Source organism: Pseudomonas sp. UMAB-40, assembly GCF_900095275.1.
GTDB classification, from domain to species: domain Bacteria; phylum Pseudomonadota; class Gammaproteobacteria; order Pseudomonadales; family Pseudomonadaceae; genus Aquipseudomonas; species Aquipseudomonas mandelii_B.
This window is the reverse complement of sequence record NZ_LT607570.1, coordinates 1-22797: the sequence shown is the minus strand read 5'-3', so window position 1 is coordinate 22797 and position 22797 is coordinate 1. Positions and strand designations below refer to the sequence as shown.

Below are 22797 nucleotides of genomic sequence, written 5' to 3'. Positions count from 1 at the left end.
TCATAAGAGGCTGCGCACGATGAGTCTTTCCTCTTTCAAAATTGCTCACAAACTGATCACCGGCGCAGGTGCCATCGAGCAACTGGCCGCCGAACTCACCCGCCTGGATGTCGACAACCCACTGATCGTCACCGACGCTGCATTGGTCAAGTCCGGCACGGTCGAGCTGGCGCTGGCGCAGTTGGGCGACCGGACCTACGAGATTTTCGACCGTGTGCTGCCAGACCCGGAAATCGCCATCGTCGAAGACTGCATGCGGGTTTACCGCGAGGGCGGGCATGACGGTCTGATTGGCCTCGGCGGCGGCAGCGCCATCGACATCGCCAAAAGCGTCGCGGCCTACGCCGGATACCACGGTGCGCTGGAGGATCTGTTCGGCGTCGATCAGGTGCCACGCAAAGGCCCGCCGCTGATCGCCATCCCGACCACGGCCGGCACCGGTTCGGAGGTGACCAATGTGGCGATCCTCTCCGACAAGGTCGCGCAGCTGAAGAAGGGCATTGTCAGCGACTATCTATTGCCGGACGTGGCGCTGGTCAGTCCGCAAATGACCCTGACCTGCCCACGCAGCGTCACCGCTGCCAGCGGTGTCGACGCGCTGGTGCACGCCATCGAATCCTATTTGTCGGTCAACGCCTCGCCGATCACCGATGCCCTGGCCATCGGCGCCATCAAGCTGATCGCCAAAGCGCTGCCCAAGGCCTACGCCAACCCGTCCAACCTGCAAGCCCGTGAAGACATGGCCACCGCCAGCCTGATGGCCGGTATGGCCTTCGGTAATGCCGGGGTCGGCGCGGTTCATGCACTGGCGTATCCGCTGGGCGGGCGTTTCAACATCGCTCATGGCGTCAGCAACGCCTTGCTGCTGCCGTATGTCATGACCTGGAACAAAATGGCCTGCGTCGAGCGCATGCAGGATATTGCCGAAGCCATGGGGGTGAAAACTGCCCATCTGAGCGCCAACGAAGCGGCGGACAAAGCCGTGGAGGCAATGACCGCATTGTGCGCGGCGGTAGAGATTCCGCCAGGGCTGCGCAGCTTCGGTGTTCCGGAGGATGCGATCCCGGCCATGGCCGTGGAAGCGGCGGGGATCGAGCGCCTGATGCGCAACAATCCACGTAAATTGAGCGCCATCGATATCGAGAAGATCTACCGAGCGGCGTTCTAGAGCCTGCGCTCACTTTAATGATTGATGACAGGCCCAATCATCGCGGTCACAGTGCGCGCGTCAAAGCATGAGGTATACAATGCGCGCCATCGTGATTCTGCTCAAAAAAGGTGCGTCATGCAGCCCTTCGTCATTGCTCCGTCGATTCTCTCCGCCGACTTCGCCCGCCTGGGTGAAGAAGTGGACAACGTCCTGGCCGCCGGCGCCGACTTCGTGCACTTCGATGTCATGGACAACCACTACGTACCGAACCTGACCATCGGCCCGATGGTCTGCGCCGCACTGCGCAAGTACGGCGTGACCGCGCCGATTGACGCTCACCTGATGGTCAGCCCGGTGGACCGCATCGTCGGTGACTTCATCGAGGCCGGCGCGACCTACATCACCTTCCACCCGGAAGCCACGCAGCACGTTGACCGTTCCCTGCAACTGATCCGCGAGGGCGGCTGCAAGTCGGGCCTGGTGTTCAACCCGGCAACACCGCTGGACGTACTCAAGTACGTGATGGACAAGGTCGACATGATCCTGCTGATGAGCGTCAACCCGGGCTTCGGCGGGCAGAAGTTCATTCCCGGCACCCTCGACAAGCTGCGTGAAGCACGCGCGCTGATCGATGCCTCCGGCCGCGACATCCGCCTGGAAATCGACGGCGGCGTGAACGTGAACAACATTCGTGAAATCGCTGCGGCTGGCGCCGACACCTTCGTCGCCGGTTCGGCGATCTTCAATGCACCGAACTACCAAGAGGTGATTGAAAAGATGCGTTCCGAACTGGCGTTGGCCCGTCCATGAGTGGCTTTGAGCAGCTGTTCCCGGGGCGTCTGCCGCGTCTGGTGATGTTCGATCTGGATGGCACGCTGGTCGATTCGGTCCCCGACCTCGCGGTGGCCGTGGATAACATGCTGCTCAAAATGGGGCGCGAGCCCGCCGGCCTCGAGTCGGTGCGCGAGTGGGTCGGCAACGGCGCGCCGGTGCTGGTTCGTCGTGCGCTGGCCGGTGGCATCGACCATTCGGCGGTTGACGACGGCGAAGCCGAGGGCGCGCTGGAGATTTTCATGGAGGCTTACAGCGAGAGCCATGATCTGACTGTGGTCTATCCCGGCGTGCGTGACACCCTGAAATGGCTGCACAAGCAGGGTGTCGAGATGGCGCTGATCACCAACAAGCCGGAGCGTTTCGTCGCGCCGTTGTTGGACCAGATGAAAATCGGCCGTTACTTCAAATGGATCATCGGCGGCGACACGCTGCCGCAGAAGAAGCCTGACCCGGCCGCGCTGTTTTTCGTGATGAAAATGGCCAACATCCCGGCCTCGCAGTCGCTGTTTGTCGGCGACTCACGCAGCGATGTGCTGGCGGCGAAAGCGGCAGGGGTCAAGTGCGTAGCCCTCAGCTACGGCTACAACCATGGCCGGCCGATTTCGGAAGAATCGCCGGCGCTGGTGATCGACGATCTGCGCAAGCTAATTCCCGGTTGCCTGGATCCGGCCGCTGAGATAACGTTGCCCGACGTTGCTCAATCCCCTTCTGGAAACGCCATCGTGGTGGTCACTCGCAAACTCTGGATGAAAGTCATCAAGGCCCTGGCCCGCTGGCGTTGGCGCGCCTGACTCGATTCTGGCCGGGTTTCCGGCGCGTTTGCATACCTGACTGTTAGCACCTCAAGCCACGAGGCTACCCCATGATCCGCGAAGAATTCCTGCGTTTGGCCGCTGCCGGCTATAACCGTATCCCGTTGGCCTGCGAAACCCTGGCCGACTTCGACACGCCGCTGTCGATCTACCTGAAACTGGCCGATGAGCCCAACTCCTACCTGCTGGAATCGGTGCAGGGCGGGGAGAAGTGGGGGCGTTATTCGATCATCGGTCTGCCGTGCCGCACCGTGCTGCGGGTTCACGACAACCTCGTGAGCGTGACCCACGACGGCGTCGAGATCGAAAGCCATGAAGCCGAAGATCCGTTGGCCTTCGTTGAAGCATTCAAAGCCCGCTACAACGTGCCGACCATTCCTGGCTTGCCGCGCTTCAATGGCGGTCTGGTGGGTTACTTCGGTTACGACTGCGTGCGCTATGTGGAGAAGCGTCTGGGCAAATGCCCGAACCCGGACCCGCTGGGTGTGCCGGACATTCTGTTGATGGTCTCCGACGCGGTGGTGGTGTTCGACAACCTCGCCGGGAAGATGCACGCCATTGTGCTGGCCGATCCGTCGCAGGACGATGCGTTCGAGCAAGGTCAGGCGCGACTGGAAGAGCTGCTGGAAAAACTCCGTCAGCCGATCACCCCGCGCCGCGGCCTGGATTTCAGCAAGCAACAGTCGGCTGATCCGGTGTTCCGTTCGAGTTTCACCCAGGACGATTACGAAAAAGCCGTCGACACCATCAAGGAATACATCCTGGCCGGTGACTGCATGCAGGTCGTGCCGTCCCAGCGCATGTCGATCGACTTCAAGGCAGCGCCGATTGATCTGTACCGGGCGCTGCGTTGCTTCAACCCGACGCCTTATATGTACTTCTTCAACTTCGGCGACTTCCACGTCGTCGGCAGTTCGCCGGAAGTGCTGGTGCGGGTCGAAGACAACCTGATCACCGTGCGCCCGATTGCCGGCACTCGCCCTCGCGGGGCTAACGAAGAGGCTGATCTGGCGCTGGAAAAAGACCTGCTGTCGGACGACAAGGAAATCGCCGAGCACTTGATGCTGATCGACCTGGGTCGTAACGACACCGGCCGTGTCTCGGAAATTGGTTCGGTGAAGCTCACCGAGAAGATGGTCATCGAGCGTTATTCCAACGTGATGCACATCGTCTCCAACGTTACGGGCCAATTGAAGGCCGGGCTGACGGCGATGGACGCGCTGCGGGCGATTCTGCCGGCGGGCACGTTGTCGGGCGCGCCGAAGATTCGTGCGATGGAAATCATCGATGAACTGGAGCCGGTCAAACGTGGTGTCTACGGCGGGGCGGTGGGCTACTTCGCCTGGAACGGCAACATGGACACCGCCATTGCGATCCGCACCGCGGTGATCAAGGACGGCGAGCTGCACGTGCAGGCAGGTGGCGGCATCGTCGCCGACTCGGTCCCGGCGCTGGAATGGGAAGAAACCCTGAACAAGCGCCGCGCGATGTTCCGCGCCGTGGCCCTGGCCGAGCAAACCCCGGACGCCTGAGTTCACACAAAAACCTGTGGGAGCGAGCTTGCTCGCGATAGCGGTGGGTCAGGCAACATCTATGTTGATGTGATGCCCCCATCGCGAGCAAGCTCGCTCCCACAGGGATATCACCAGCATAAAAAACGCGGCGCCTGTGAGGGCGCCGCGTTTTTTTGCCTGATGTTTAGAAGTCCAGCGCAACGCCTAGGTTAATGCCTTGCTGAGTAAAGTCATCATCCTTGCGAATGTCATAACTTGCCCGCAAAGCCAGGTCCTTGGTGAGGTTGTGGCTCACGCCCAGGTTCAGGCGGTTCAGGTTGGTCTGCGGGGTGTAGCCGGCCAGGGTGTAGTGGTTGTTTGGCAGGCTGTTGAGGTTCATGGTCACATCCTGGGTATCGTCGTTGTACTCACGCTCGTGAGCCAGTTCGCCGAACACCTGGGTCTGCGAGGTGATCTGGTACTTGCCCTGGAAGCCAATGCCAAGACGCCGGGAAATGCGCGACTGATCGTCGAATGTCAGCGCGGTGGAGTCGGCGCCGTTTTCCGAGTAACCGTCGACTTCAACTTTGGCGAAATCAGCGCTCACGAATGGCGACAGATGCCACGGGCTGCTCGCCAGCGGCGCGATGTCGTACCCCACGCGACCGCTGAAAGCCACCAGGTAGCCGTCGGTATCGCCTTTCTCCCCGCGTTCATTGACCCCCAACTGGAATTTACGTTTGAGGCTGTCGTAATCCAGATGCCCGGCGGTCACGGCCGCGTCACCCCACCAGCGGTTTTGCTGGTACTGGGCGAACGCCGTACCCATGTATGTGTTCAGCTTGTAGTCCGAGTCGTGATCGCCGGCTTCGAGCTTCTGGTTGTAGAAGCCCGCCGCCAAACCTACGCGCCATGCGTAGTTTAGCCGGTAGCTGCCGCCGATGTTCAGGTTGGCGCCATTGCCGTCAGCACTGGCGCCACTGCGCTGGCTGTCGAAGTCCTGATGCTGGCCGCCACCGGCGACAATCGCCCGCCATTGACCCACGCCTTGCCAGTTTTCCCAATCGGCCAGCCATTGGTTGCGCAACTCATCCTGATGGGAACGTAAAGTACTTTGGGCCATTTGTGGCAACAGGGTCGCTTCCCAGGGCGCGGCCAGCAGCGAGTAAGCGTAATCAGCAATCAGACGTTGCCCGGCTTCGGTCGGGTGCACCGAGTCGTTGTAGATCAGCTTGGTCGGGTCCGGGGTGGCACTGTTGATCCCGTATCGAGCATTCTCGGTGCAACTGTCGCCGCTGAAGCAGGTGGCGCTCAGGTTCTGGTCGGTGGCCAGGCCGAACTGCCCCGGGTTGGCAAACGTCTCTTTGAGCAGCACCGGAATGTTGAGCGGGATGACGTTGGCATTGACGTTTTGCAGTTGGCTCACCAGTTCGGTGTTGAACTGGGAACTGAGCTGGGACGTGAACGCTTGCAACGGGGTGCCGTTGAAGGCTGGGGTAAAGCCGATGTCCGGCAGCAACCAGACCATGATGTAGCGGGCACCGGCCTGTTGCAGGGTTTGCACGCTGCTGACCAGGCGATCGGCGGCGGCGCTGGCCTGGGGCAGGCTGGTGACGCGACCTTGCAGGAAATCGTTGCCACCGCCCGACAGGTAATACAGCGCATTCGGGTCGGCGCGGAAATTGTTCGACGGCAGGTAGCCTGCCCGGGTGCGATCGCCCGTGGCGGAGGTGCTGGTGATCGAATCGAGAATCTGGTCGGTGCGATAACCCCCGACGGCCCAGTTATTACCATCGGGCTGGCCATTGTTGGCGCGTACCGCCGAGGAAGATGAGGCTGTCTGATCCGCCGTAAACCCCAGTTTCCCCCCCAGGATCTGCGTGGAGTTGAGCGAGCGGACTTCACCGCTGCCATCCAGGTAAACCGGCCCCGTCCGGTTCGTAAAGCGCTCAGTCGAGCCAGCTGGCCCGCCTGTGTCGGCAAAGGTCCCGGCATCGTTGAGACTGTCGCCGAAGACGACGAAATTGGAGTAAGGGTTAGGCGCGGCGATCGCCTGGGCGCAGGCCGCGGCGAGCAAGCATCCTGCGAGCGGTACAAACAACGTCTGTTTGATCATGAGCAAGTCCGTTTATTTATTGTTGTAGTGAACGAAACGACAGTACCAAAAACTTCCGGCCTTTTGCCATCGGTCGCGAACCCTTTGATTGTTTCGCAGCCAGTGGCCCCGGCCATATTGCACGCTCTGCCCAGCTAAGTTACTGTGCCGAGACGTATGAATGAGACCTTCCCCGTGTTGATCATCAGCAAACTTCTGGATCAAGTCATCAAGGCACACGCCCGCTGGCGTTGGCGCGCCTGAATTCTTTTGCCGGCCCCGCCGGACCTGTACCGCTTTGCCTTCTTCACCCGTATGACATACCGCTTTGCTGGCGCACCCGGCGACTGACAAAGCGCAGGACGCTGCGGGTAATCATTCGAAGGCTGTAATTAAAGTCAGTGAATTCAAGAGGTTCCAAACGCCATGTTGCTGATGATCGATAACTACGACTCTTTTACCTACAACGTTGTGCAGTACCTCGGTGAGCTCGGCTCCCAGGTCAAAGTCGTGCGCAACGATGAACTCACCATTGCCGACATCGAAGCCCTCAACCCTGAGCGCATCGTCGTGTCCCCCGGTCCTTGCACCCCGACCGAAGCCGGCATCTCGCTTGACGTGATCAAGCATTTCGCCGGCAAACTGCCGATTCTCGGCGTCTGCCTCGGCCACCAGTCCATCGGCCAGGCTTTTGGCGGTGATGTGGTCCGCGCCCGGCAAGTGATGCACGGTAAGACTAGCCCGGTATTCCACGAGGACAAGGGCGTATTCGAAGGCCTGAATCGTCCGCTGACGGTGACGCGCTATCACTCGCTGATCGTCAAGCGCGAAACCCTGCCCGATTGCCTGGAACTGACCGCCTGGACCCAGCTCGAAGACGGCTCGGTCGACGAGATCATGGGCCTGCGCCACAAGACATTGAACATCGAGGGTGTGCAGTTCCACCCCGAGTCTATCCTCACCGAGCAGGGCCACGAGCTGTTCGCAAATTTCCTCAAACAAACCGGCGGCACGCGCTAAGGACTTTTCATGAATATCAAGACAGCCCTGAGCCGTATCGTCGACCACCTCGACCTCAGCACCGATGAGATGCGCGATGTGATGCGCGAAATCATGACCGGGCAATGCACGGACGCGCAGATCGGCGCGTTCATGATGGCCATGCGCATGAAGAGCGAAAGCATCGATGAAATCGTCGGCGCGGTCTCAGTCATGCGCGAGCTGGCGGACAAGGTCGAACTCAAGACCCTCGACGGCGTCGTCGATGTGGTCGGCACCGGCGGTGATGGTGCAAACATTTTCAACGTCTCGACGGCTTCCTCCTTCGTGGTGGCAGCAGCCGGTTGCACCGTGGCCAAGCACGGTAACCGTGCGGTGTCGGGCAAAAGCGGCAGCGCTGACTTGCTGGAGGCGGCCGGTATCTACCTGAACCTGACCCCGGTCCAGGTGGCGCGCTGCATCGACAACGTCGGCATCGGCTTTATGTTTGCCCAGACCCATCACCGAGCCATGAAGTTCGCCGCCGGCCCGCGCAAGGACCTTGGCCTGCGTACCCTGTTCAATATGCTCGGCCCGCTTACGAATCCGGCCGGCGTGAAACATCAGGTAGTGGGCGTGTTCAGTCAGGCGTTGTGCCGGCCATTGGCCGAAGTCTTGCAGCGCCTGGGCAGCAAGCACGTGTTGGTGGTGCACTCGAAGGATGGCCTGGACGAGTTCAGCCTGGCGGCGCCCACCTATGTGGCCGAACTGAAGAATGACCAGATCACCGAATATTGGGTCGAGCCAGAAGACCTGGGCATGAAGAGCCAGAGCCTGCATGGCCTGGCAGTGGAAAGTCCGGCGGCGTCCCTTGAGCTGATTCGCGATGCCTTGGGCAAGCGCAAGACCGAGAGCGGTCAGAAAGCCGCTGAGATGATCGTGCTCAATGCCGGTGCGGCGCTGTACGCCGCCGACCTGGCGACCAGTTTGAAAGAAGGCGTTGCCCTGGCGCACGATGCGCTGCACACAGGCCTCGCTCGGGAAAAACTTGAGGAGTTGGGTGCATTTACCGCGGTATTCAAAGTGGAGAATGAGGGATGAGTGTACCGACGGTTCTGGAAAACATTCTGGCCCGCAAAGTCCAGGAAGTTGCCGAGCGTAGCGCCCGTGTGAGCCTGGCGGAGCTGGAAAGTCTGGCCAAGGCGGCCGATGCACCCCGTGGTTTTGCCAAGGCATTGATTGCTCAGGCCAAGTTGAAACAGCCGGCCGTCATTGCCGAAATCAAGAAAGCGTCGCCGAGCAAAGGCGTGATCCGCGAGCACTTCGTTCCAGCCGACATCGCCAAAAGCTACGAGAAGGGCGGCGCGACGTGCTTGTCGGTACTGACCGATATCGATTACTTCCAGGGCGCCGATGCGTATCTGCAGCAGGCGCGGGCAGCGTGCAACCTGCCGGTGATCCGCAAGGATTTCATGATCGACCCGTACCAGATCGTCGAAGCCCGTGCCTTGGGTGCTGACTGCGTGCTGTTGATCGTCTCCGCGCTGGATGACGTGAAAATGGCCGAGCTGGCGGCCGTGGCCAAAAGCGTCGGCCTCGATGTGCTGGTGGAAGTCCATGATGGCGACGAGCTGGAGCGGGCCTTGAAAACCCTCGACACGCCGCTGGTCGGCGTGAACAACCGCAACCTGCACACCTTCGACGTCAGCCTGGAAACCACGCTCGACCTGTTGCCACGTATCCCGCGTGATCGCCTCGTGATTACTGAGAGCGGCATTCTCAACCGGGCTGATGTGGAACTGATGGAAATCAGCGATGTGTATGCGTTCCTGGTGGGTGAGGCATTCATGCGCGCCGAAAGCCCGGGCACCGAATTGCAGCGCCTGTTCTTTCCTGAGCGCGGCGGTCCGGTCAGCGGTTCTACTCTCGACTGAACATTTTTTGCAGGCAACCCGATCCCCTGTGGGAGCGGGCTTGCCCGCGAAGAGGCCATCCAGTACGCCAAAGACTTCATGTCTTACGGAGTCATCCATGCCCCCACCAATCTCTCTGACCGTCGAAGCCGGCCTGCTTGCCGAACAGGACTTGTTGGCGCATGTGTGTACCGGCGAGTCGGAGTTCGGCCTGCTGTTCTGGCAACCCAACGACCGCGCACTGGTCATGCCGCGACGCCTGAATCGTCTACCCGGTTTCGAAGCTGCCTGCGAAGTCTCAGCCGCCGCCGGCTGGCCGGTGCTGTTGCGTGAAACCGGCGGCGAGCCAGTGCCGCAATCGGCCTCCACGATCAACATTGCCCTTGTCTACGCTCCCCCGCGTAGCGAAGGCGATCAAAACCGGATCGAAACCGCTTACCGCCGACTCTGCGACCCGATCTGTCAGTTACTGGATGAGCTGGGCGGCGTTTCGTCCTTGGGCGAAGTTGATGGCGCGTTCTGCGATGGCCGTTTCAACGTCAATCTTGACGGCCGCAAGATGGTGGGCACTGCCCAGCGCTGGCGCCAGAGCAAGGGCGGCACGCGTCCGGTCGGGTTGGTGCACGGTGCGTTGTTGCTGGATAACGAACGTGAGTCGATGGTTGCCGCAGTCAATCGCTTCAATGAAGCGTGCGGTCTTGAGCAGCGGGTGCGCGCCGAAAGCCACATTGCCCTGCATGAGAAATTTGCCGTGCCCGATGCGCTCAGGCGGCTTGATGCGCTTTATCGCCAGTTGCTGGCAGACATGTTCAAGGCTTAGCGCGTACCGAAGACCACCATGGTCTTGCCTTTGACGTCCACCAGGTTGCGTTCTTCCAGATCCTTGAGCACGCGACCGACCATCTCCCGTGAACAACCGACAATCCGCCCGATTTCCTGACGGGTCACTTTGATCTGCATGCCGTCCGGGTGGGTCATGGCGTCCGGCTGTTTACACAGTTCCAACAGGCAACGGGCGACGCGGCCCGTGACGTCGAAGAAGGCCAGGTCGCCGACCTTGCGCGTGGTATTGCGTAGGCGCTGTGCGATTTGTCCGCTGAGCACGTAAAGAATGTCTGGATCCTGCTGGGACAGCTCGCGGAATTTCGCGTAGCTGATTTCCGCTACTTCACACTCGATCTTCGCACGCACCCAGGCGCTGCGTTCCTGTTCGAGCCCGGCTTGTTCAAACAAACCCAACTCACCAAAAAAGTCCCCGGAGTTCAGGTAGGCGATGATCATTTCGCGGCCGTCGTCATCCTCGATCAGGATCGTCACCGAACCCTTGATGATGAAGAACAACGTTTCCGAGCGGTCACCGGCGCAAATGATGTTGCTCTTGGCCGCGTAACGACGGCGCTGACAATGCATCAATAGCTTGTCGAGGTTCTTGATTTTGGGGGTTGGGGCAATAGCAACCATGGTTGTATCCCGAAAAGACTTCACGGTGTGTTTGGTTTTTTATGAGTCGCAGACGACGGCTGGGCAAAGGCTGGCCATGCGCCAGCGAATTGGCGCCAGCTTAACAGACACTTCCTGCAATATTCGAGAAATTACCTACAGTTCGGAAGGTTATGCCCTACAAACGCAAGGCACTGTCAGTCCTGGGCCCTGTGCTAAGCTGGCGACCCTTTTTTATGCAGTGGAGTCTGGCGATGAAGGCACGCATCCAATGGGCTGGCGAAGCCATGTTCCTCGGTGAATCCGGCAGCGGTCACGTCGTGGTCATGGACGGTCCGCCCGATGCAGGCGGTCGCAACCTGGGTGTCCGGCCAATGGAAATGCTCCTGCTGGGTGTCGGCGGTTGCAGCAATTTCGATGTGGTCAGCATCCTCAAGAAGTCCCGTCAGGCCGTCGAAAGCTGTGAAGCTTTCCTCGAGGCCGAGCGTGCGACCGAGGATCCGAAAGTCTTCACCAAGATCCACATGCACTTCGTGGTCAAGGGTCGCGGGCTGAAAGAAGCCCAGGTCAAACGCGCCATCGAGCTGTCGGCGGAGAAGTATTGCTCGGCTTCGATCATGCTCGGCGCGGCCGGAGTGGCCATTACCCACGACTACGAGATCATCGAACTCGGTTGAATCGACATTCAACTATCATAAAAGCAGTGCAGACTCTGGCGATCCCAAGCTGACGTCTGCATAATGCGCCACTTTTTTCAGGGTAGTGGCCTCGTCATCGACAGGCTGCGAACCCGAACAGACAACCAAAATCGCCATCGCGAAGAGGTGTTAACCGTCCTACGCAGCTGCGTTGTTCGCATCTGACGGGCATGCTTGATCACGCGGCCCGGGCCGCAATACATAGAGAGTTTTTAACGGTGAAAAGCAAACTCAAGCTCCACGGGTTCAATAACCTGACAAAGACCTTGAGCTTCAACATCTATGACATCTGCTACGCGGAAACCCCGCAAGACCAACAGGCTTACGTTGAGTACATCAATAAAGAGTACAACGCGAAACGCCTGACGCAGATCCTCACGGAAGTTGTCGATATCATTGGTGCCAACATCCTGAACATCGCCAGTCAGGACTATGAACCCCAGGGCGCCAGCGTCACGATTCTGATCTCTGAAGAGCCGGTAACCCCGACCGACAGCCAGATCGAAGAATCGCCGGGCCCGTTGCCCGAGATTATCCTGGCCCACCTCGACAAGAGCCACATCACGGTGCACACCTACCCGGAGATCCACCCGGACGATGGCATTGCGACATTCCGTGTGGACATTGACGTGTCGACCTGTGGCGTCATTTCACCGCTTAAAGCGCTCAACTTCCTGATTCACCAGTTCGATTCGGACATCGTGACCGTGGATTATCGCGTGCGCGGCTTCACCCGTGACGTGGAAGGCAAAAAGCACTTCATCGATCACGAGATCAACTCGATCCAGAACTACCTGTCCGAAGACACCCGCGGCGCGTACCAGATGACCGACGTGAACGTGTACCAGGAAAACCTGTTCCACACCAAAATGCTGCTGAAGAACTTCGAACTGGATGACTACCTGTTCGGCGATGCCACCAGCAACCTGTCCTCCGAGCAGCGTGCTCAGGTGACTGACCGTGTGAAACACGAAATGCTGGAAATCTTCTACGCGCGCAACGTGCCGAACTAAGATTTTCGAACACAAAAAAGGCGACTACCTCACGGCAGTCGCCATTTTTATGGCTGGAACAACGCGCCCTTGCTCGCGATGGCGTCCTTTCCGGCAGCGTATCCGTCAGATCCGATAAGTACTCTTGGTCATTACCTTGGCCAACAAACTCATTCCGAACTTCACCGGCGCCGGAAAACGGAATCCACCGGCATCCAGCGCACTTTCGGCATGATGCTCTTCATCAATCCGCATCTGCTCAAGAATCGCCCGGGACTTCTCGTCCTCCGCCGGCAATTGCTCAAGGTGCTCGTTCAAATGTTTGCACACCTGATGCTCGGTGGCGGCGACAAAACCCAAGCTGACCTTGTCGCTGATCAATCCGGCCACTGCGCCAATCCCGAACGACATGCCGTAGAACAGCGGGTTGAGAATGCTGGTGTGGCTGCCCAGTTGCTGGATGCGTTGCTCGCACCAGACCAGGTGATCGATTTCTTCTTCGGCAGCATGTTCCATGGCGGCCCGCACGTGCGGCAGCTTGGCGGTCAGGGCCTGACCCTGATACAGCGCCTGGGCGCAAACTTCACCGGTATGGTTGATGCGCATCAAGCCAGCAACGTGGCGGGTATCTTCGTCACTCATTTGCGCATCCGGCTGCACAATGGCGGGCGACGGACGGTATGGCTGGCCACTGAAAGGCAGCAACGTCCGCATCGCGGCATCGGCTTGCAGCAGAAGACGGTCAATCGGCGAGTAGTGACGCTGGGTAGTCATGCTGACCTCCGGGAGGAATCTCGGCGGCCAGTTTAACCCAATCGGCCGGGGAAGGTTTGCGCTGGGTCATGCGGGAGTGGCTGGCCACTCCCTGGAAGCTTTTGTAATCAGCCCGGCGGCCAGTGCATCTGGCGCTGACCCAGCACATGCATATGAATGTGGTAGACAGTCTGTCCGCCCAGTTCATTGCAGTTCATGACCACACGGAAACCTTCTTCGCAGCCCAGCTCCAGGGCCAGGCGCTGGGCGGTGAACAGAATATGCCCGGCCAACGCCTTGTCGTCCTCGGTGAGGTCGTTGAGGGTGCGCACTGCTTTTTTCGGAATGACCAGAAAGTGCACCGGTGCCTGTGGGGCGATGTCGTGGAAGGCCAGTACCTGGTCGTCCTCGTAGATGATCTTCGCCGGGATTTCCCGGTTGATGATCTTGGTGAACAGAGTATCCACAGCTGTTTTCTCCGTTGTTTGGACTGGCCTGAGTGTACTCATGGGTTATCCCCGAGCCCAGCCTTTTACCTTGGGGCATGGTCAACGGGGGCAGTAGGCCTTGTTGACCATGCCAGCGATTGTCCGGTTCAGCCAGCGAGAGCCAAGTCGTGGCAGGAAGGCGCGCCAGCGATTGCCTCGACCCGGAATAATGATTGCGCGATTTTTCTCCAAGGCGCGCACGGTATACAGCGCAACCTCTTCGGGACTCATGAGCATGTTGCTGTCGGCCAGTTTGCCGGTATTCAGTTGAGCGGTACGGAAGAACCCGGTACGGGTCGGACCGGGGCACAGCACCGAGACCTTGACCGCACATTTCTTCAGTTCGACGCGCAACCCTTCGGAAAAATGCAGCACATAGGCTTTGCTGGCGTAGTACGTGCTCATCCATGGGCCGGGTTGGAAAGCGGCCGTTGAGGCGACATTCAGAATCTGCCCGCCCCCCTGCAAGGCCATGCTGTTGCCGATGGCATGGCACAAGCGGGTGAGTGCCAGGATGTTCACTTCGATCAGGTCCTGCTCGGTCATCCAGTCCTGGGCCAGAAATGGCCCGCAGGTGCCGATGCCCGCGCAGTTGATCAGCAAATCGATTTGCCGGTCACCTTCTTCCAGTTCCAGCAGAAACCCGGACAGCCGTAATGGCTCACCGAGGTCGCAGGCACGAAACAATACTTCCACGCCAAAGCGTTGGGTCAGTTCAATGGCAATACTTTCCAGCTGATCACGTTGGCGGGCCACCAGAATCAGGCTGCGGCCACGGCGGGCTAGCGCTTCGGCCATCGCCAGGCCGATGCCACTGGAAGCGCCAGTGATCAGAGCGTAACGGGTCATGCAGTTCTCCATCGCAACAGCTCCGCGCCGGCGACGCGGGTGTCACGGGCGGGGAGCGCTGTTCATTCTTTCGCAGAGTCTACAGGGGCCGGGGCTTCTTCGGCTTCATCGTCTGCAGAATCGGGTGCCTGCTCAGCCTCTGCGGCCGGCTCGACTTCGACTTCTTCAGTGATCACCGAGCTGCTGTCGTAGCTGGTTTCGGCAGCAGTTTCATACTCTTGCTGGATCGCCGTGAGGCCTCCGGCCAGCGCGCCAACCAAGACGATGGCGATTAATACGACCCACAGCGAAGACAGCACTTTGACCGCCGTGGTGTTGGGGGGAGGCGGTGCGCCGTAGCGATTGGCGATGTTGGTGCCCGGGGCGATCATGATCACCAACGGGAAGAAGCTGCCTACGAAGGGTACGAGGTTCAGCAGCCAGAGCCAGCCGGACCAGCCGATGTCGTGCAGGCGCTGAACGCTGATCTGAATGCTCACGACCGCCATGGCAATGAACAGGAAGAACGCAACCAGGCCACCGAGAATCAGGCCTGCAGTCGAATCGGCGCTGATGATGGCGAAGGCGAAAATGGCCAATACCGAACCGACGGCCAGCGTGACCAGCGTCAGGACCATTGTCCAGGCGAGATAGCGCAAACGACCGATGCGGCCTTCAACGCTGAATGGCTTGAGTGGAGCATACGCGGGCAGGCTTTCGCCGACGGTGGCTCGGGGTGGTGCGTAAGGGGATGCGGGGTCGGCAAATACCGGTTGGCTGGCGACAGGCCTGTGTTCGTGGGCTTCGGCCAGGTTCAGCTCAATGGACGATTCGCTTTCGATGCGAGCATCGATGCCGGTTTTCGTCAGCGCCTGGAGGTAGGTTTGTGCGTCGGCGTGCGACAGGTCTTTCTTGAGCGTAACCGTCTTGCCAGTGAACAGTCGTTCGACCGCACCGACTTCGCTTTTGTATAGCTCGGCCAACTTCTGTTTGGCCGTGGTGGCGTCAACGCCTGGCAGCAGAGCGCCGTCGAACACGATCTTGAAACGGTTGTCGCTCATTGCGAGGCATCCTTGTCGCGAGAATTTGTAATAGGGTGTGTTTCAAGCGTGGATTGTAAGGCCAGGCGGGTCGGGCAGGCCAAACTTTCATCTCATCGTGGCCAGCGTTTGGGCAGCTCGGCCGCCAGTTCCAGAGCCTTGCGGTATTCCGCGTCAAGTCGTGCGACCAATTGATCGACGCTCGGCAAATCATCGATTTCCCCGACACCCTGGCCCGCAGACCACACGGTTTTCCATGCTTTGGCTTCATCGCTGATCGGCTTGAGTTTGGAGCCGAAGTTGACCTCGCCCTTGCCTTGCAGTGCTGCCATGTCGAAACCGGCAGCCTCCAGGCTTTGACGCATGAAACTCGCCGGTACGCCTGACACTGCCGGCGTATGGACGATGTCCGCGGCTCTGGACGTCAGCAGCATCTCTTTGTAGGCGTCAGGCGCATGACTTTCAGTGGTGCCGATAAATCGCGTACCGAAGTAGGCCAGGTCCGCGCCGAGCAATTGCGCAGCAAGGATCTCGTGGCCGTGGTTAAGGCAGCCTGCCAGCAACAGGGTCTTGTCGAAAAACTGGCGAATCTCGGCAATCAGCGAGAACGGGCTCCAGGTCCCGGCGTGTCCACCGGCACCCGCTGCCACGGCTATCAAGCCATCCACACCGGCTTCGGCGGCTTTTTCGGCATGGCGCCGCGTCGTGACGTCATGGAACACCAGTCCGCCATAACTGTGGACGGCATCGACGACTTCTTTCACTGCACCGAGACTGGTGATCACGATCGGAACTTTATGCTCGATGCAGATCGCAAGGTCTGCTTGCAGCCGTGGGTTGGTGTTGTGAACGATCAGGTTGACCGCGTAAGGCGCCGGATTCTCCAGTGTCGCCAACCCTGCTTCGATCTCTTCCAGCCAGGCCTTGAAGCCGCTGCTCTCGCGCTGGTTCAGCGCGGGAAAGCTGCCGACCACGCCGTTACGGCAGCAGGCGAGCACCAATTGCGGATTGGAAATCAGAAACATCGGCGCTGCCACCACGGGCAGACGCAAACGTTGTTCGAGCAAAGCGGGCAGCGACATTGGAAGTACCCCGGTGAGTTGTGCTTATTAGAACGGCCGAACGACGACCAGAATTACGATAGCCAGCAATATCAGAACCGGCACTTCATTGAACCAGCGATAAAAGACATGGCTGCGGGTGTTTTCGCCACGGGCAAAACGTTTCACCTGCGCGCCGCACATGTGGTGGTAGCCGATCAGGATCACCACCAGGGTCAGCTTGGCGTGAATCCACGCGCCTTGACTGAAGATGCTCGGGTTCAGCCAGATCAGTGCAATGCCGAATATCAGGGTAGCGATCATCGCCGGGCCCATGATGCCGCGGTACAGCTTGCGCTCCATGAGGCTGAAGCGTTCCTTGCTGACGGTGTCTTCGCTTTGCGCGTGATAAACGAACAGGCGCGGCAGGTAAAACAGGCCGGCAAACCAGCAGACCATGCTGACGATATGAAGCGCTTTGAGCCACAGATAAAGCATTTTTAGTTATTCCCAGGTTCACGGTAGCCCGAATAGTAGAGGCTTGACTGTCCGCACGTCACCTTGACGGTTGTCGCAGGGCCGCGCGGCCCCTATTATCGACGGCTTTCCAGTGGGTTCGTTGAGGGCAGGTTTATGGTCAAGGTCGGTATCGTCGGCGGCACGGGTTACACCGGTGTCGAACTGCTGCGTCTGTTGGCACAGCATCCGCAAGCTGAAGTGGTTGTGATCACTTCCCGATCCGAGGCCGGTCTGGCCGTGGCCGACATGTACCCGAACCTGCGAGGCCACTACGACGGCCTGGCCTTCAGCGTTCCGGATATCAAGACGCTGGGCGCTTGTGATGTGGTGTTCTTTGCCACGCCACACGGCGTTGCCCATGCGCTGGCGGGTGAATTGCTGGCAGCCGGGACCAAGGTTATCGACTTGTCGGCGGATTTCCGTCTGCAAGACTCTGCCGAGTGGGCCAAGTGGTACGGCCAGCCGCACGGTGCACCGGAACTGCTGGAAGAAGCGGTCTACGGGTTGCCGGAAGTCAATCGCGAGCAGATCAAGGATGCTCGCCTGATCGCCGTGCCGGGTTGCTACCCAACCGCGACGCAATTGGGTTTCCTGCCTTTGCTCGAAGCCGGACTGGCCGATACCACGCGTTTGATTGCTGACTGCAAATCCGGTGTCAGCGGTGCTGGTCGTGGCGCTTCGGTCGGTTCGCTGTACGCCGAGACGTCGGAAAGCATGAAAGCCTACTCCGTCAAAGGTCACCGTCATTTGCCGGAAATCCGTCAGGGTTTGCGTCGCGCAGCGGGCAAGGATGTCGGTCTGACCTTCGTTCCGCACCTGACGCCGATGATTCGTGGCATTCATTCGACGCTGTACGCGACCGTCGTGGATCGCTCGGTGGATCTCCAGGCGCTGTTTGAAAAGCGTTATGCCAACGAACCGTTCGTCGACGTAATGCCGGCCGGCAGCCATCCGGAAACCCGTAGCGTGCGTGGTGCCAACGTTTGCCGTATCGCCGTGCATCGTCCGCAGGACGGTGATCTGGTGGTGGTGCTGTCGGTGATCGATAACCTGGTCAAAGGTGCGTCGGGTCAGGCAGTGCAGAACCTGAATATTCTGTTCGGGCTGGATGAGCGCCTGGGCCTGTCCCACGCCGGCATGCTGCCGTAAGGCTTTATCCCGCTCAGCAAAAAGGCCCGTTGAACGGGCCTTTTTGCGTTTCGAACCGGCAATCGGGTTTATTGATATACCGTAACAATAGTTGACCAATTTTCTAGGAGAAGCGGATAATGCGCGTCATCACGCATTATGGCGGCGTAACGCCGGGAGATAGTCAGCATGAGCGTCGAATCCTTCACCCCCACCGCTTTGCAATTCACCCACGGTGCCGCGCACAAGGTGAAGAGCCTGGTCGATGAAGAGGGGAATGATCGCTTGAAGCTGCGCGTATTCGTTACGGGCGGCGGTTGTTCAGGTTTTCAGTACGGTTTCACCTTCGATGAAGAAGTGGCCGATGACGACACCATCGTCGAGCGCGAAGGTGTGAGTCTGGTCGTAGACCCGATGAGCTTCCAGTACCTGGCCGGTGCCGAGGTGGATTATCAGGAAGGTCTGGAAGGTTCGCGTTTCGTGATCAAGAATCCGAACGCCAGCACCACGTGTGGTTGCGGCTCTTCGTTCTCGATCTGATCGCGCTTCACCGCAGTATCAAACGCCGCAGGGCTTCAGGGCTTTGCGGCGTTTTGCTGTGCGGCCTTTATGCTGGGTAGATGGCGCCGAGTACGCGCAGGCCGCGGGCGCCGGTGACGCTCGGGCGGTTGGCGGCGATGCCTTCCAGGCAGCAATGGGCCAGCCAGGCGAAGGCCATGGCTTCGACCCAGTCCGGGTCCACACCGTAAGCGGCAGTGCTGCTGACCGACGCGTTCGGCAGCAGGGCGGCCAAACGGTTCATCAGCGTGGCGTTGTGCGCGCCACCACCGCAGACCAGCAGCTCCTGAGTGTCTGATTGGGCATGCTGCAGTGATTCGACGATGGTCAGTGCGGTGAGCTCAAGCAGAGTGGCTTGCACGTCTTCAGCGGCGAAATTCGGCAATTTCGAGAGGTGGTGTGTCAGCCATGGCAGGTTGAACACTTCTCGCCCGGTGCTTTTCGGGCCTTTGGTCACGAAGAATGGATCGCTCAGCAACTCATTCAGCAGAACCGGTTCAACCTTGCCGCTGGCGGCCCATTGGCCGTCGCGATCAAAGTTGTCGCCGCGTTGCTGATGAATCCAGGCATCCAGCAGGACGTTGCCTGGACCGCAGTCGAAACCGGCGACAGGTTTGCCGGGCTCGATCAGGCTGAGGTTGCTGAATCCGCCAACATTCAACACTGCACGATTGCCGGCACGTTCATCAAACAACGCTTCGTGAAAGGCCGGCACTAATGGTGCGCCTTGCCCGCCAGCGGCTACGTCACGGCTGCGGAAGTCGCTGACCACGGTGATGCCAGTCAACTCGGTGAGTAGGGCAGGGTTGCCGATCTGAACCGTGAAGCCGCGCGCCGGTTCATGGCGAATGGTCTGGCCGTGGCTGCCAATCGCGCGAATGTCTTCGGGTTTCAGGTTGTGTTGGTGGAGGAGAGTGTTAATGCCCTGAGCCGCCAGTTTCACCCAGTTCTGCTGGGCGATGGCGGAGCGGGCAATCTCGTCCGGGCCGCTGGCGCACAAGCCAAGCAGCTCGGCGCGCAGGGAATCAGGCATTGGGGTGTAGTGCGTGGCGATCAGGTTGATCGCTGGGGTCAACTCGATTAGCGCAATGTCCAGGCCATCGAGGCTGGTCCCGGACATCACACCGATATAGAGCGTCATGATTTAGCGCTTCGAAGCCAGCATGGTGGCTTTCTCTTGGTCCATGCGCGCCATCAACGGCTGACTCTGCGCGAGGAAGCGTGCGCGTTCCCCTTTGGAGATCGGGTCGGCCATCGCAACCTTCTGGCCCAGTGGGTCGACGTGCACGCCATTGACCTGGAACTCATAGTGCAAGTGTGGGCCGGTGGAGAGCCCGGTTGTGCCGATATAACCGATCACCTGGCCTTGCTTGACGCTGCCACCGGTTTTGACGCCTTTGGCAAAGCCCTGCATGTGGCCGTAAAGCGTGCGGTAGGTGTTGCCATGCTGAATGATCACGGTATTGCCGTAGCCGCCACGGCGACCGGCCAGCAACACTTTGCCGTCACCGGCCGCTTTGATCGGTGTGCCGCGTGGTGCTGCGTAATCAACACCTTTGTGGGCGCGGATCTTGTTCAGAATCGGGTGTTTGCGGCCCATGGAGAATTTCGAGCTGATGCGGGCGAAGTCTACCGGCGTGCGGATGAACGCCTTGCGCATGCTGTTGCCGTCAGCGGTGTAGTAGCTGCTGTTGCCTTGCTTGTTGGTGTAACGCACGGCGGTGTAGGTCTTGCCGCGGCTGGTGAAGCGCGCAGAAAGGATCGGACCGTTGCCGACAGCCTTGCCGTTTACGACTTTCTGCTCATAGATCACATCAAACTCGTCACCTTGGCGAATATCCTGGGCGAAGTCGACGTCATAGCCAAACACGCTGGCCATGTCCATGGTCAGGCTGTGGGACAGGCCGGCACGCGCGGCAGACTGCGACAGCGAGCTGTTGATCACGCCATGAGCATAGGCAGAACGCACGGTAGGTTTGGCGGTAATGCGGTTGAACGTATAACCCTTGTCATTTTTGGTCAGGGTGATGCTTTCGAGGTCGCTGACCTTGCTGTGCAAGTTGGTCAGCTGGCCGTCTGGGGTCAGTTCGAATTCGAGTTTCTGGCCGTGTTTGAGTTGGCTGAATTGCTTGGCCTGTTTGTCGCTGGCCAGTACTTCATGCACCGAAGTGGCAGGTAGGCCGACTTTCTCAAACAGCGTGGACAGCGTGTCGCCTTTGGAAACGATCACTTCCCTGTGGCCTGGCGCCTTCTTTTCTTCGACGGCCGGGGCAGGTGCAGGCTCGGCCTGGGCGGTTTCCTGTGGTTCTTCGGCGCTGTTTTCGATCTGCGCGAAAGGCGAAGCTGTCGGTTCATTTGTGGCTTGGACGGCTTCAGCAGCGTCTTGATCTTGTGTCAGTTGTTCGGCAGGACTTTCCAGCTCAAGACTCAACGTCGTCTTTTTGGCTTCTACATCACTGGAAGGGAATACCAGAAGCGCCAGGCTCAGAAGAGCGGCGATACCACTTGCTGCGAGCAGGTGGGTCTTCGGGTAAAGCGGTGGCGCTTTAGACGATTCTTTGGTCATAGGTAATTTTTGACTTTGAAAAAGATGAATTGGAAAAGATGAATGACATGATGAAGATGAAATAACTGTATAAAATATAACCAAATCATCTCTGAAGCAAGCCCGTGGTCACTCTGCCAGCGGATTGGCGTCATTGCGCCGGCCAAACTTTGTATTTGACCCGTGATCTTGTATGGTTGGTCCCCTTTGAATTCGAGCCTTGCGGGTCTGTTATGAAGTCGGTTGAAGAGCAGCTAGCGCTGATTAAACGTGGTGCGGAAGAACTGTTGGTCGAGTCCGAGCTGATCGAAAAGCTCAAGCGTGGCCAGCCACTGCGTATTAAGGCAGGCTTCGATCCGACCGCGCCGGATTTGCACCTGGGTCATACCGTGCTTATTAATAAGCTGCGTCAGTTCCAGGAACTGGGTCACCAGGTGATTTTCCTTATAGGTGACTTCACCGGGATGATCGGTGATCCGAGTGGCAAGAGTGCAACGCGTCCTCCGCTCACCCGTGAGCAGGTTCTCGAGAATGCCGAGACCTACAAGACTCAAGTCTTCAAGATTCTTGATCCGGCCAAAACCGAGGTGGCGTTCAACTCCACCTGGATGGACCAGATGGGGCCGGCGGACTTCATTCGTCTGACTTCGCAGTACACCGTGGCTCGCATGCTTGAGCGCGATGACTTCGACAAGCGCTATACGACCAATCAGCCAATCGCTATTCACGAGTTCCTCTATCCGCTGGTTCAAGGGTATGACTCGGTCGCTTTGCGCGCGGATGTCGAGTTGGGTGGTACCGATCAGAAGTTCAACCTGCTGATGGGGCGTGAACTGCAGCGGAGTTATGGTCAGGAGGCTCAGTGCATTCTGACGATGCCGCTGCTCGAAGGACTGGATGGCGTGAAGAAGATGTCCAAGTCTTTGGGCAACTACGTCGGTATCCAGGAAGCGCCGGGTGTCATGTACGGCAAGCTGGTCTCTATTCCGGATGTGCTGATGTGGCGCTACTTCGAATTGCTCAGTTTCCGTTCCATGGATGAGATCAACGCGTTCCGTGCCGATGTCGAGGCGGGCGCCAATCCCCGTGATATCAAGATCAAGCTGGCCGAAGAGATCGTTGCGCGTTTCCATGGTGAAGAGGCTGCGACCAATGCTCACCGTGCGGCGGGTAATCGTATGAAGGATGGCGAGCTGCCGGACGATCTGCCAGAGATCGAGCTGACTGCTACTGAAGACATGCCGATTGCTGCTGTCCTTAATAAGGCAGGCTTGGTGAAGAACTCGGCGGTGGCTCGTGATCTGCTGAATTCCGGCGGTGTGCGTATAGATGGTGAGGTGGTTGATCGCACCTTTATATACGTACTGGGTGCGACCCATGTTTGCCAGGCCGGAAAGAAGGCGTTTGCGCGTATCACGCTCAAATCTGAATAAAGCTGAGATTAGGGGTTGACGGCAGATTCTGGAAGTCTATAATTCGCCCCACTTCCGGCG

Annotated in this window: 23 protein-coding genes; 13 read left to right on the top strand and 10 right to left on the bottom strand. The window is 59.1% G+C overall.

Annotated features, from left to right (window positions below; all coding sequences use genetic code 11):
* Positions 1 to 19: 19 nt before the first annotated feature.
* The 4 genes from K0F88_RS24595 (at position 20) to trpE (ending at position 4328) form a co-directional block, all read left to right on the top strand.
* Positions 20 to 1168: an iron-containing alcohol dehydrogenase gene (locus K0F88_RS24595; protein WP_219096897.1), complete on the top strand. Its 1149-nt coding sequence runs from the start codon at positions 20 to 22 to the stop codon at positions 1166 to 1168.
* Positions 1169 to 1285: 117 nt separating this feature from the next.
* Positions 1286 to 1960, top strand: a complete 675-nt coding sequence (gene rpe, locus K0F88_RS24590) for a ribulose-phosphate 3-epimerase (RefSeq protein ID WP_008035979.1) — start codon at positions 1286 to 1288, stop codon at positions 1958 to 1960.
* Positions 1957 to 2775 carry a phosphoglycolate phosphatase gene (locus tag K0F88_RS24585; RefSeq protein WP_219096896.1) on the top strand — a complete coding sequence of 273 codons (819 nt, stop codon included), beginning with the start codon at positions 1957 to 1959 and terminating at the stop codon, positions 2773 to 2775. The genes rpe and K0F88_RS24585 overlap by 4 nt, the downstream gene beginning before the upstream one ends.
* A 71-nt stretch (positions 2776 to 2846) precedes the next feature.
* The gene (trpE, locus tag K0F88_RS24580) at positions 2847 to 4328 is read left to right on the top strand and encodes an anthranilate synthase component I (protein WP_219096894.1); all 1482 of its coding nucleotides are present in this window, start codon (positions 2847 to 2849) and stop codon (positions 4326 to 4328) included.
* 166 nt (positions 4329 to 4494) lie between these two features.
* Here trpE and estP read toward each other — a convergent pair whose 3' ends face one another.
* Positions 4495 to 6405, bottom strand: a complete 1911-nt coding sequence (estP, locus tag K0F88_RS24575) for an esterase EstP (RefSeq protein ID WP_219096893.1) — start codon at positions 6403 to 6405, stop codon at positions 4495 to 4497.
* Between the two features lie 405 nt (positions 6406 to 6810).
* Between estP and K0F88_RS24570 the strand changes: the two genes are divergently transcribed.
* From K0F88_RS24570 to K0F88_RS24555, 4 genes are all read left to right on the top strand, one after another.
* Entirely contained in the window at positions 6811 to 7404 is a 594-nt protein-coding gene (locus K0F88_RS24570; protein WP_219096892.1) for an aminodeoxychorismate/anthranilate synthase component II, read from the top strand.
* Positions 7405 to 7413: 9 nt separating this feature from the next.
* Positions 7414 to 8463: an anthranilate phosphoribosyltransferase gene (trpD, locus tag K0F88_RS24565; RefSeq protein WP_219096891.1), complete on the top strand. Its 1050-nt coding sequence runs from the start codon at positions 7414 to 7416 to the stop codon at positions 8461 to 8463.
* Complete coding sequence (trpC, locus tag K0F88_RS24560; protein WP_219096890.1) at positions 8460 to 9296, top strand: indole-3-glycerol phosphate synthase TrpC; 837 nt, start codon at positions 8460 to 8462, stop codon at positions 9294 to 9296. Before trpD ends, trpC begins: the two co-directional genes overlap by 4 nt.
* 97 nt (positions 9297 to 9393) lie before the next feature.
* Positions 9394 to 10095 (top strand): lipoate--protein ligase family protein, encoded by a 702-nt coding sequence (locus tag K0F88_RS24555; RefSeq protein WP_094470369.1) that lies wholly within the window; start codon positions 9394 to 9396, stop codon positions 10093 to 10095.
* Here the strand turns inward: K0F88_RS24555 and crp are convergent.
* On the bottom strand, positions 10092 to 10736 hold the full coding sequence (gene crp / locus K0F88_RS24550) for a cAMP-activated global transcriptional regulator CRP (RefSeq protein ID WP_008027103.1): 645 nt from the start codon (positions 10734 to 10736) through the stop codon (positions 10092 to 10094). The two genes, K0F88_RS24555 and crp, sit on opposite strands and share 4 nt — an antisense overlap.
* Before the next feature lie 233 nt (positions 10737 to 10969).
* On the opposite strand from crp, the gene K0F88_RS24545 reads away from it, so the two are divergent.
* Both K0F88_RS24545 and speD read left to right on the top strand, forming a co-directional pair.
* The gene (locus K0F88_RS24545; protein WP_007941657.1) at positions 10970 to 11392 is read left to right on the top strand and encodes an OsmC family protein; all 423 of its coding nucleotides are present in this window, start codon (positions 10970 to 10972) and stop codon (positions 11390 to 11392) included.
* Positions 11393 to 11631: 239 nt separating this feature from the next.
* A complete protein-coding gene (gene speD, locus K0F88_RS24540) occupies positions 11632 to 12426 on the top strand; it encodes an adenosylmethionine decarboxylase (RefSeq protein ID WP_094470371.1) in 795 nt (264 codons plus the stop codon).
* A 105-nt stretch (positions 12427 to 12531) separates the two neighbouring features.
* On the opposite strand, the gene coq7 is transcribed toward speD, so the two are convergent.
* The 6 genes from coq7 to hemJ all read right to left on the bottom strand — a co-directional run bounded on the left by coq7 (position 12532) and on the right by hemJ (position 17052).
* On the bottom strand, positions 12532 to 13179 hold the full coding sequence (gene coq7, locus K0F88_RS24535) for a 2-polyprenyl-3-methyl-6-methoxy-1,4-benzoquinone monooxygenase (RefSeq protein WP_010467212.1): 648 nt from the start codon (positions 13177 to 13179) through the stop codon (positions 12532 to 12534).
* Between the two features lie 107 nt (positions 13180 to 13286).
* Positions 13287 to 13625: a histidine triad nucleotide-binding protein gene (locus K0F88_RS24530; RefSeq protein ID WP_094470373.1), complete on the bottom strand. Its 339-nt coding sequence runs from the start codon at positions 13623 to 13625 to the stop codon at positions 13287 to 13289.
* Between the two features lie 81 nt (positions 13626 to 13706).
* Entirely contained in the window at positions 13707 to 14495 is a 789-nt protein-coding gene (locus K0F88_RS24525; protein ID WP_219096889.1) for an SDR family oxidoreductase, read from the bottom strand.
* Positions 14496 to 14557: 62 nt separating this feature from the next.
* Complete coding sequence (locus tag K0F88_RS24520) at positions 14558 to 15535, bottom strand: DUF805 domain-containing protein (protein ID WP_094470375.1); 978 nt, start codon at positions 15533 to 15535, stop codon at positions 14558 to 14560.
* 92 nt (positions 15536 to 15627) lie between these two features.
* The gene (locus K0F88_RS24515) at positions 15628 to 16596 is read right to left on the bottom strand and encodes a nitronate monooxygenase family protein (RefSeq protein WP_219096888.1); all 969 of its coding nucleotides are present in this window, start codon (positions 16594 to 16596) and stop codon (positions 15628 to 15630) included.
* A gap of 27 nt (positions 16597 to 16623) precedes the next feature.
* Positions 16624 to 17052: a protoporphyrinogen oxidase HemJ gene (hemJ, locus tag K0F88_RS24510; protein ID WP_219096887.1), complete on the bottom strand. Its 429-nt coding sequence runs from the start codon at positions 17050 to 17052 to the stop codon at positions 16624 to 16626.
* A gap of 135 nt (positions 17053 to 17187) precedes the next feature.
* Between hemJ and argC the strand changes: the two genes are divergently transcribed.
* Together argC and erpA are read left to right on the top strand one after the other, a co-directional pair.
* Positions 17188 to 18222: an N-acetyl-gamma-glutamyl-phosphate reductase gene (argC, locus tag K0F88_RS24505; RefSeq protein WP_219096886.1), complete on the top strand. Its 1035-nt coding sequence runs from the start codon at positions 17188 to 17190 to the stop codon at positions 18220 to 18222.
* A gap of 168 nt (positions 18223 to 18390) precedes the next feature.
* The gene (gene erpA, locus K0F88_RS24500) at positions 18391 to 18741 is read left to right on the top strand and encodes an iron-sulfur cluster insertion protein ErpA (protein WP_007947969.1); all 351 of its coding nucleotides are present in this window, start codon (positions 18391 to 18393) and stop codon (positions 18739 to 18741) included.
* Between the two features lie 67 nt (positions 18742 to 18808).
* On the opposite strand, the gene K0F88_RS24495 is transcribed toward erpA, so the two are convergent.
* Together K0F88_RS24495 and K0F88_RS24490 are read right to left on the bottom strand one after the other, a co-directional pair.
* A complete protein-coding gene (locus tag K0F88_RS24495; protein ID WP_219096884.1) occupies positions 18809 to 19900 on the bottom strand; it encodes an anhydro-N-acetylmuramic acid kinase in 1092 nt (363 codons plus the stop codon).
* A gap of 3 nt (positions 19901 to 19903) precedes the next feature.
* Positions 19904 to 21325 carry a peptidoglycan DD-metalloendopeptidase family protein gene (locus tag K0F88_RS24490; RefSeq protein ID WP_219096882.1) on the bottom strand — a complete coding sequence of 474 codons (1422 nt, stop codon included), beginning with the start codon at positions 21323 to 21325 and terminating at the stop codon, positions 19904 to 19906.
* Positions 21326 to 21537: 212 nt separating this feature from the next.
* Between K0F88_RS24490 and tyrS the strand changes: the two genes are divergently transcribed.
* A complete protein-coding gene (tyrS, locus tag K0F88_RS24485) occupies positions 21538 to 22737 on the top strand; it encodes a tyrosine--tRNA ligase (protein WP_219097018.1) in 1200 nt (399 codons plus the stop codon).
* Positions 22738 to 22797: the final 60 nt, after the last annotated feature.